The sequence below is a fragment of the Paenimyroides tangerinum genome (genome assembly GCF_003865405.1).
GTDB classification, from domain to species: Bacteria; Bacteroidota; Bacteroidia; order Flavobacteriales; family Flavobacteriaceae; genus Flavobacterium; species Flavobacterium tangerinum.
Genome location: NZ_RQVQ01000112.1, coordinates 562 through 1048, shown reverse-complemented (window position 1 = coordinate 1048; position 487 = coordinate 562). Strand labels below are relative to the sequence as shown.

The 487-nt window shown below is 37.2% G+C and carries 1 protein-coding gene; it reads right to left on the bottom strand.

Annotated elements, in window-relative coordinates; all coding sequences use genetic code 11:
• Window positions 1-487: hypothetical protein (locus EG240_RS16770; RefSeq protein WP_203229343.1), on the bottom strand; the 487-nt coding region annotated here is incomplete at both ends.

Here is a 487-nt window from a genome sequence, read left to right as displayed (position 1 = left end):
TTGAGGATGGTTACTATATCTTCCGCTGATATATACATTCGATTGGTTGTCGATTTGTATATCGTCTATGGATAATTGATTAGTGTTAGGTGAATTTGTAGTTCCTTCATGGCGCCAAAGTTCTTGGTAATTTGCACCATCAATAGCTAAAATATACGCACTCCCATTCACGGGTACATTGTTGTAAACAAACGGCATGTATTCTGAACCAATATAATATCCATTTCGAACACCTGTTATATAATAGATATTAGAAGCTTCATCGTAACGGAAATTAGATGTTTGTTCTGCCATTCCTCCGGTAATCGGTAACTCTACGGGAGGTGCAGCTAAATTTCCGGTAAGCGCATTGAATTTTGCTAAGAAATGTTTGATTTCTCCTGTTGGTACGGTTACGGTACCTTCTAAATGAGTACCCTCTTGTAAAAGTATAATTACGTGAACAATACCATTACTGTCTATTTGTATTTGTGTAGGGCTAAGTGCT